Genomic DNA, 9,140 nt, shown 5'->3' with positions numbered 1-9,140 from the left:
GCGTTGCGCACCGCGCCGATCATGTCGAGGTCCGAGCCGGCCAGGGTGCCGTGGTCATCGACGCAGACCCCGTCGACCACCCGGATATGGCGGCCCTGCAGGTCGAAGTTCTTGTCGGCCATGCCCACGGTCGGCATGGCGTCGGTCACCAGCATGAAGCGGTTCAACGGACGGGTGCGCAGGGCGATGCGCAGCACCACCGGATCCACGTGGCGGCCATCGACAATGATCCCGCACCAGGCGGTGATGCTCTCCAGCGCCGCGCCGACCACGCCCGGCTCGCGGCTGGTCAGCGGCGACATGGCGTTGAACAGGTGGGTGAAGCCGGTCAGGCCGGCGTCCAGCGCCTTGCGCACCGTGCCGTAGGCGGCGTTGGTGTGGCCCGCGGCGACGCTCACCCCGGCGACCGTCAGACGGCGGACCATCTCGGGCGTGGTGGTCTCCGGCGCCAGGGTCACCAGGGTCTTGCCGCGCTTGAGCGAGCTGAGCAGGGCCACGGCCTCGTCGTCGAGGGTGCGGAACTTGCTCGAGTCGTGGATGCCCTTGCGCTTCACATTGAGGAACGGACCCTCGATATGGACCCCCAGCACGCCGGGCACGCCGGCCTCGATGGCCTGTTCGGTCGCGCGCATGGCCGCGTCGACCACGGTCAGGTCGTCGCTGATCAGGGTCGGCAGGAAGCCCGTGGTGCCGTAGGGGCGGTGGGCGGCGCCGATGGCGGCGATGGCCTCGACGGTGGGCGAATCGTTGAACAGCACCCCGCCGCCGCCGTTGACCTGGGTGTCGATGAAGCCGGGGACCAGCAGGCCGCCGTCCAGGTCGCGGCGCGTCACGCCGACAGGGGTGTCAGCGCTGTCGAAGACGCCGTCGATCCGTCCGTCGCGGATCGCCACGGCCTTGCCGTCGACGATCCCTTCCGGCGTCAGGATGCGGCCATTGACGAGAACAGACTGCATCAGACGGTTTCTGTGACCTTGTYGAGGTGTGGAGGGCTGTCGGGATCGTAGCCGCGCGCCACCGACAGGGCGTTGGCCATGCGGTAGAAGCTCTGGATCATCAGGATCGGCTCGATTACGGGGTGGGCGGCGAGCGCCGGAAGCGCGCCGGCCCCGGCTTCGCCCGCGCCGGCCAGCAGGACGTCGCCGCCGCGCTCGGCCACGCCCTTGGCCATGGCGTCGACGCTGTCGCGGCTTTCGTCGTTCTGGGCGAAGACCAGCACGGGGAAGCCCGCCTTCACCAGGGCCATCGGGCCGTGCAGGACCTCGGCGGCGCTGAAGGCTTCGGCGTGCAGGCCGCAGGTTTCCTTGAATTTCAGGGCCGCCTCCTGGGCGACGCCGAACCCGACGCCGCGTCCCAGCACATAGAGATTGCGGGCCAGCTTCAGGCGTTCGACGGCCGGCGTCCAGTCCAGGGTCCAGGCCTCCGCCAGCAGGGCGGGCAGGGTGGCCAAGGCGGCGGTCAGGTCCTCGTCGCCGGTCCAGGCGGCGACCAGCTGGGCGATGGCGGCCAGGGCGGCGATGTAGGACTTGGTGGCCGCGACGCTCAGCTCGGGACCGGCGTGCAGGGGCAGCACCTCGTCGGCCAGGGCGGCCAGGGGCGAGGCGGTGTCGTTGACCAGGGCGATGACGAAAGCGCCGGCCGCCTTGGCGGAAGCCACGGCGGCCAGCAGGTCGGGGCTCTTGCCCGACTGCGAAATGGCCAGATAGAGCACGTCGCCCAGGTCCTGCTGGGCGGCGTAGACCGAGCTGACCGACAGGGCGGCCGACGAGGTCAGAACGCCGGTGCGGGTCTCGACCAGGTACTTGGCGAAGGTGGCGGCGTGGTCGCTGCTGCCGCGCGCGCAGGTGACCACGGCGCGGGGCGGGTTGGCGCGAAGGCGCTCGGCGATCTTGGCGGCGCGGGCGGCGTTGGCGCCCAGTTGGGCGGCGACGACTTGCGAGGCTTGGCCGGCCTCGAGGAACATGCGGGTCGATTCCGCCGTCAGCCGCGCCGGCCCGGTGGAAGGCGAGGCGGGGGGTGCGGGTCGGGTCAAGACGTTGGCCTCCAAGACGGACGTTCCTTCACATATGCGCGCGGGGCGGGCCCCGATCAGTGCGGCCCCTAGGAGAGGGCGTTCAGTTCGGCGATGAAGTCATAGGCGTCGCCGCGATAGTAGGATTGGGTGATCTCGACCGTCCGGCCGTCGGGCAGGAAGCTCCGCCGCTCGATCAGCAGGCCGGCGTCCTTGACCGGCACGCCCAGCAGCGCGGCCTGCTCGGCGGTGAACAGCACCGCGCGCAGCCGCTGCAGGGCGCGGGCGGGGCGGTGACCGGTGGCTTCCAACGCTTCGTAGAGCGAAACGCCCACCACCTCGGCCGAGGGCAGGGCGAAGCCGGCGATCGTTGAGTACTCCAGGGCCATCGGCGCGCCGTCGGCGTAACGGATGCGGGCGAAGCGGAAGACGGGCGTGCCGGGCGACAGGCCCAGGGTCAGCGATTCTTCCGGCGTGACCGATCCGTCGGCCTTGCTGATCCACTCGCTGCGCGGCGTGCGCCCGCGCGAGATCATGTCCTCGGTGAACGACGACAGCTTGGAGAAGCTCTTTTCCACCCGCGCGGCGACGAAGGTGCCCGCGCCCTGGCGGCGCGTCAGCAAGCCTTCGCTGACCAGGCCGTCCAGGGCCTTGCGCACGGTGATGCGCGAAATGCTGAATTCCTCGGCCATGTCGCGTTCGGCCGGCAGGGCGTCGTCGGGGCCGAGGATCTTCTTCTGGATGGCGTCGCGCAGCGCGCGCTGCAGCTGCTTATAGAGCGGCGCGTGATCCTGGCCGTGTCCATCCAGGCCGCCGATCCGTTCAGAAAACATCGTCAATTTCGCACCCCCGCGCAAAACCGCGCCACCGCTTGGCTTCGGAAATAGCATATGACCATTTTCATACCAATAAGAACATGGTCTGCAATTGGTTCTTTTTTGGCCTTGTCATTCGATAAATTTTCGTCACAGTTCACTTCCGAGGCCTGAGAAGTACCGCGTTCTGCGGATGTCCGTAGAAGAATTGGTATCGGATTGGGCTTGGGGTTCGGCTCCAGGCCCTAGGGTCTGGAAAAAGGGGAGAAGCCGAGTATGCGAAATTTCCACAAGACCATTCTAACAGCATCCGCCAGCGTCCTGGCGGTTGCGTTGGCCGCGCCGGCCTTCGCGCAGGACTCTACACAAGTCGATGAAGTCGTCGTCACCGGCATCCGCGCCTCGCTGCAGGCCTCGGTCGAAGCCAAGCGTAACGCCGACGCCGTCGTCGACGTGATCACCGCCGAAGACATCGGCAAGTTCCCGGACAAGAACGTCGCTGAATCGCTCCAGCGCGTCCCGGGCGTCACCATCCAACGTGAATTCGGCGAAGGCGAGCGGATCTCGATCCGCGGCACCGCGCCCACCCTGAACCGCACCCTGCTCAACGGCCACGCCGTCGCCACCGCCGACTGGTTCATTCTCGATCAGTTCAAGGCCAGCCGCAGCTTCAACTATCTGATGCTGCCGTCGGAAATCGTCGGCAAGGTCGAGGTCTTCAAGAGCCCGACGGCCGATATCGACGAAGGCGGCGTGGGCGGCACGGTCAACGTGCACACCCGCAACCCGCTGGACCTGGCCCCGATCTCGGTCTCCGGTTCGCTGCAAGCCTTCCACGACGAGAAGTCGGGCAGCACCGATCCGACCGCCTCGGCCATGCTCAGCTGGCACAACGACGACAAGACCCTGGGCGTCCTGGTCGGCGGCATCTACGACAAGCGGCGCATCCGCCGCGACGGCATCGAGGTCCTGGGCTATCAGGCCGTGACCACGGCCATGGGCACCGGCACCAACATCACCGGCATCAGCCCGGGCCAGACGGTCTACGCGCCCAGCCTGATCGGCTCCTCGCTGTTCACCCAGACCCGCGAGCGCAAGGGCGCCAACTTCGCCATCCAGTACGCGCCCAGCGACAAGTGGGACCTGAACCTGACCGGCCTCTATTCGCGGATGGACGCCGATAACTTCAACCAGAACTACATGGCCTGGGTCAGCCAGAAGATCGGCGCCCTGGCCACCACGCCGACCGAGACGTTCAACATCACCAAGGTCGTCAACGGCACCGCCGTGGCCGGCAACTTCAACACGCCCGGCGCCAACGGCGTGGTGTTCGACGCCATCGACCGCCTGGCCCACACCAATGTCGGCTCGATCGACCTGGCCGGCACGTTCCGTCCGGCCGACGGCTGGGAGTTCAAGGGCCGCGTCGGCTACACCAAGGCCAAGGGCGCCACCGACCTGCAGCCGTTCTGGGAAACCAACGCCCCGACCGGCCTGAGCTACGACCTGTCGGGCGGCCTGCCCAAGGTGACCTACACCGACATCAATCCCGCGACCGCCGACGACGAAATGACGCTCGGTTGGGCTTCGGCCAACACCACCGTCAACGACGACGACGAATTCTACACCTTCGTCGCCGGCGAGAAGTTCCTCGATGGTGGTCCCTTCAGCTCGGTCCAGTTCGGCCTGAAGTACACCGACCACGATCGCAGCGTCGTGCAAACCTACGGTCAACGCCGCGCCCTGTTCGGCCCGACGGCTTGCGGCGGCCACTCGTGCTCGCTGGCCGACGTCGCCGGCGGTCTGACCGACAGCGACTACTTGGACGGCATCAAGGGTCCGGGCGTTCTCAGCAGCTATCTGACGGCTGACAAGAACAAGATCGAGGCCATCTACGCCAAGCTCGGCCCGGCCACGACCTACGATCCCAACAACCCCAATGTCGGCGGTTGCATCGGCCTGGCCAACTGCAATCACTTCGGCCCGCTCGAAAGCTTCGACTTCAACGAGAAGACCTTCGGCGGCTACGTGATGGGCAACCTGAAGGGCGAGGGCTGGCGCGGTAACGTCGGCGTCCGCGTCGTCAACACCAAGATCGAGACCAACGCCTGGCGCGTGGGGGTGTCGGCCGGTACGCCGGGCGCCATCAACAACCCGTTCGGCCTGATGGCCCCGACCTCGGGCGAGAAGGAATACACCGACATCCTCCCCTCGGCGAACCTGGCGTTCGACGTTCGGGACGACCTGGTGCTCCGCGTGGCCGCCGGCCGCGTCCTGGCCCGTCCGGACTACGCCCAGATGGCCGGCTTCACCTCGCTGACCGAGTCCCTGCTGACCGCGTCGGGCGGCAACCCGAACCTGGATCCGTATCGCGCCAACCAGTACGACGCGTCTCTGGAATGGTACTTCAAGCCGCAATCGCTGCTGGCCGTGGCGTTCTTCTACAAGGACATCTCGACCTACATCGTCCAGGGCGCGACGACCGAGAAGCTGCCGCTGCAAGCCGCCGCCAACGACCCGCGGGTCGTCAACCCGGCCAACCAGTGCGTCCTGCAGTCCCCTGGTCTCTACAGCTGTAACTACAATGTCGGTCGTCCGGTGAACGTGCCGGGTGGTGAGACCAAGGGCGTTGAAGTCAACTTCCAGATGCCCATCTGGAACGGCTTCGGCGTGCTGGCCAACTACACCTATACCGACGCCAGCTCGACCACCGACGTGCCGATCCCGTCCAGCTCGAAGAACATCGCCAACATCAGCGGTTACTACGAGAACGAACGCTTCAGCGCCCGTCTGTCCTACAACTACCGGTCCAAGTTCTTCGTCGACTACGACGCCGAGCGCGGCTACCGCCAGCTGTGGTCGGACTCGCTCAAGTCGCTCGACGCTTCGGCCAGCGTGAACATCACGGACCAGATCTCTCTGAGCCTGGATGCGATCAACCTGACCGACGAGAAGCAGACCGACAACTACGACAACGATCCGAACCGCCCGGCCCGTATCTACAAGAACGGCCGCATGGTCTTCGGCGGTGTCCGCTTCAAGTTCTAACCCCGTATCGGGGACCTCCGGCGCTCGCGCCGGGGGTCTCTAGTTTCCTCCCGAGATCGTTGCATCGGAGGCGGCATGGTCCAGGATCACCTCATGACCTGCCCGCCGCCGATCGCGACCAAAGTCCTCCTGACTGCAAGCACGGAGCTGGGGCGGAGCGGTCAAACGCTCCGCCCGCTTTTTGCCGCGCGTGTTCTCGTCGCCCGTCAGCCGGAGAGCGCTCCTTCATGATCCTCGCCCCATCCTTCGCTAAGGCCGCGCTTCGCGCCGCCGGCGCCCTGTCGGCTTCCGCCGCCGTGCTGGCCTTCGCCTCGGCCGCCTTCGCCGCCTCTCCCGCGACGGATGGGCCGCTCCTTACCCTGACGCCCGCCCCAGCCAACGCCGAACTGAGGCAGGGGACCTTCGCCCTGACGGCCAGCACCCGGATCTTCGTCGCCAAGGGCGATGTCGAGGCCCGCGTCGTGGCCGGCCAGCTATCCGACATGCTGTTCAAGGCCCGGGGCCTGAAGCCCGCCGTGATTGAAAGCGCGCCGCCTGCCGGCGAGGCGGCGATTGTCCTGGCGCGCGGGGCGACCTCCAGCGACAAGGCCGAGGCCTACGCTCTCCGGGTCGCGCCCACCGGGGTCGTCATCACCGCTCCCAAGCGCGCGGGCCTGTTCTACGGCGCGGTCAGCGTCTGGCAGTTGGCGGTGCAGGACGCCGCCAAGGGCTCCGCCCAGCTGCCCGCTGTCGGCATCGACGACGCCCCGCGCTTCGCCTGGCGCGGCTTCATGCTGGACAGCGCCCGCCACTTCCAGAGCGTCGAGACGATCAAGTCGATCATCGACACCATGGCCGCTCACAAGCTGAACGTCCTGCACTGGCACCTGGTCGACGATCAGGGCTGGCGGCTGGAGATCAAGAAGTATCCGAAGCTGACATCCGAAGGGTCCTGGCGCGTGCCGGCCGGAGCGGCGGGCAAGGATCCCAAGACCGGCAAGCCCATCCGCTACAGTGGCTTCTACACCCAGGACCAGGTCCGCGAGCTGGTCGCCTACGCCTCGGCGCGCGGCATCACGATCGTCCCCGAGATCGAGATGCCGGGCCACGCCCTGGCGCCGCTGATCGCCTATCCGCAGTTCGGCATGACGAAAGCCCCGCCGCGCGCGAACATGGGCGACTGGGGCGTGTTCCCTTACCTCTACAAGCCCAGCGACGAGACGTTCGGTTTCCTCAACGACGTGCTCGACGAGGTGATGGACCTGTTCCCGTCGGACTACATCCACGTCGGCGGCGATGAGGCCGTGAAGGACCAGTGGAAGGCCAGCCCCGAGGTCCAGGCCCAGATCCAGGCCCTCGACGTCAAGGACGAGCACGGGCTGCAGAGCTGGTTCATCCAGCGCGCCGAGAAGCACATCAATAGTCGCGGTCGCCGGATGATCGGCTGGGACGAGATCCTCGAAGGCGGCCTGGCCCCCAACGCCACGGTGATGTCCTGGCGTGGCGTCGAGGGGGCGGTGGCCGCCGCCTCGCAGGGCCATGACGCGGTGCTGGCGCCTGACAGCACCCTCTACATGGACCGCCGCCAGAGCGCCTCGGCCGACGAGCCGCCCGGCCGGATCAAGATCGTCAGCCTGAAGGATGTCTACGACTTCGACGCCGCCCCGGCCGCCCTCACCGAGGCCCAGCGCGCCCACATCCTGGGCCTGCAGGCGACGTCGTTCACCGAGCACATGCGCACCGACGAGCGGCTGGAGAAGATGACCTTCCCGCGCCTGATCGCCGTGGCCGAGAACGGCTGGACGCCCGTAGCCCAGCACGACTGGAAGAGTTTCGCCGCCCGCCTGCCGGCCGAGACCGCGCGGCTGGACGTGCTGGGCGTGGCCCACGACACCGTGCCCTACGAGCCGCAAGCGACCCTGCGCCCGGCCCGCGGCGGTCAGGTGTCGGTCGCCCTGGCCTCGGGCCTGGGCCTCGGCGAGATCCGCTACACCACCGACGGCAAGGCCCCGACCAAGGGCTCAAGCCTCTACGAAGCGCCTCTGACGGTCGCGCCAGGCGAGGCCATTCGTGCCCGGACGTTCCTGGGCGACGACGCCCTGGGCCGGGTCCGCGACTATCCGGTCAGCCTGCTGGCCGCCCAGACCCGCAACAGTCACCAGCTCGAGCTCTGCGGCAACGGCATCAACCTGTCGCTGGAGGACGACGCCCCGGTGAACGGCCCGCGCGCCGTGTTCGCGGTCGACCTGATGAATCCGTGCTGGGTGTGGAAGGGGGCCGACCTGTCGGCCGACCTGAAGCTGACCGCCCACATCGGCCAGGTCCCGTTCAACTTCCAGATCGGCGCCGATCGCGACAAGATCCCGCTGCGCGCCCCGGCTACGCCGGACGGCGAGCTGGAGGTGCGGATCGACGGCTGCGCGGGCGAGCGGATCGCCGCCATTGCCTTGGGCGCCGCCGCGCGCGGACCGGGCCTGGGCACGGTGTCCGGCGTGCTGCCGAAGCGCGAAGGTGTCCACGACCTCTGCCTGACCTTTACAGCGCGCACGGTCGAGCCGACGCTGGTGCTCGACCAAGTCACGCTGATCCCGACCAAGACCAACAAGAACTAGAATTCCAGGAAGCAGGAAGCGTACCGGTGGCCAATCTCGTACTGTCCTCGCCGCTCAAGGGCTGGATCGCCCCGCTTGACGAGACGCCCGACGCGGTGTTCGCCGAGCGCATGCTGGGCGACGGCCTGGCCATCGACCCGCTGGGCTCGACCCTGCACGCTCCCTGCGACGGGCGGGTGATCGCCGTCCACGCCACCCGCCACGCCGTCACCCTGCGGGCCGACAACGGCGCCGAGATCCTGATGCATGTCGGACTGGAGACCGTCGGCCTGGGCGGCGAGGGCTTCGAGGTCCATGTCGAGAACGGCCAAGCGGTGAAGGCGGGCGACAAGCTGATCAGCTTTGATCTCGACCTGCTGTCCCAGCGCGCCAAGAGCCTGATCACTCCGGTGGTGATCACCAATCCCGACGCCTTTCAGATCGTTCGCCGCGAGCAGGACCACGCCGCCTCGGTGGGCGATTTCCTGATGGAGTTGGCGCCGGTCGGCGGCGCGGGCGCGGTGCTGGCGGTGGTCGAGGGCGAGGTGTCGCGCGAGGTCGTCGTGCCGCTGCAGCACGGCATCCACGCCCGTCCGGCCGCCCGTATCGCCGAGAGCGCCCGCAAATTCGCCGCCGAGGTGGCCCTGGTCCGTGTGAGTGAGGTGGACACGAGCCGTCCCGGACCCAGGTCCGTGA

General features: G+C 67.9%; 6 protein-coding genes. 3 read left to right on the top strand and 3 right to left on the bottom strand.

Features of this window, described 5'->3' with window-relative positions; translation table 11 throughout:
* From nagA to AC1DZ6_RS12115, 3 genes are all read right to left on the bottom strand, one after another.
* The coding region (gene nagA / locus AC1DZ6_RS12125; protein ID WP_477097431.1) for an N-acetylglucosamine-6-phosphate deacetylase at positions 1 to 956 on the bottom strand (956 nt) is incomplete at its 3' end.
* A complete protein-coding gene (locus tag AC1DZ6_RS12120; protein ID WP_477097430.1) occupies positions 956 to 2,047 on the bottom strand; it encodes an SIS domain-containing protein in 1,092 nt (363 codons plus the stop codon). The genes nagA and AC1DZ6_RS12120, both read right to left, overlap by 1 nt.
* A gap of 53 nt (positions 2,048 to 2,100) precedes the next feature.
* The gene (locus AC1DZ6_RS12115) at positions 2,101 to 2,844 is read right to left on the bottom strand and encodes a GntR family transcriptional regulator (RefSeq protein WP_477097429.1); all 744 of its coding nucleotides are present in this window, start codon (positions 2,842 to 2,844) and stop codon (positions 2,101 to 2,103) included.
* Between the two features lie 258 nt (positions 2,845 to 3,102).
* On the opposite strand from AC1DZ6_RS12115, the gene AC1DZ6_RS12110 reads away from it, so the two are divergent.
* The 3 genes from AC1DZ6_RS12110 to AC1DZ6_RS12100 form a co-directional block, all read left to right on the top strand.
* A complete protein-coding gene (locus AC1DZ6_RS12110) occupies positions 3,103 to 5,874 on the top strand; it encodes a TonB-dependent receptor (protein WP_477097428.1) in 2,772 nt (923 codons plus the stop codon).
* A 227-nt stretch (positions 5,875 to 6,101) separates the two neighbouring features.
* Positions 6,102 to 8,465 carry a beta-N-acetylhexosaminidase gene (locus AC1DZ6_RS12105; RefSeq protein WP_477097427.1) on the top strand — a complete coding sequence of 788 codons (2,364 nt, stop codon included), beginning with the start codon at positions 6,102 to 6,104 and terminating at the stop codon, positions 8,463 to 8,465.
* A 26-nt stretch (positions 8,466 to 8,491) separates the two neighbouring features.
* The coding region (locus tag AC1DZ6_RS12100) for a glucose PTS transporter subunit IIA (protein WP_477097426.1) at positions 8,492 to 9,140 on the top strand (649 nt) is incomplete at its 3' end.

This window comes from Caulobacter sp. P1_B12_2, from assembly GCF_056406675.1.
Note: the sequence above shows the minus strand (reverse complement) of the source record. Positions and strands in the feature narration are given on the sequence as shown.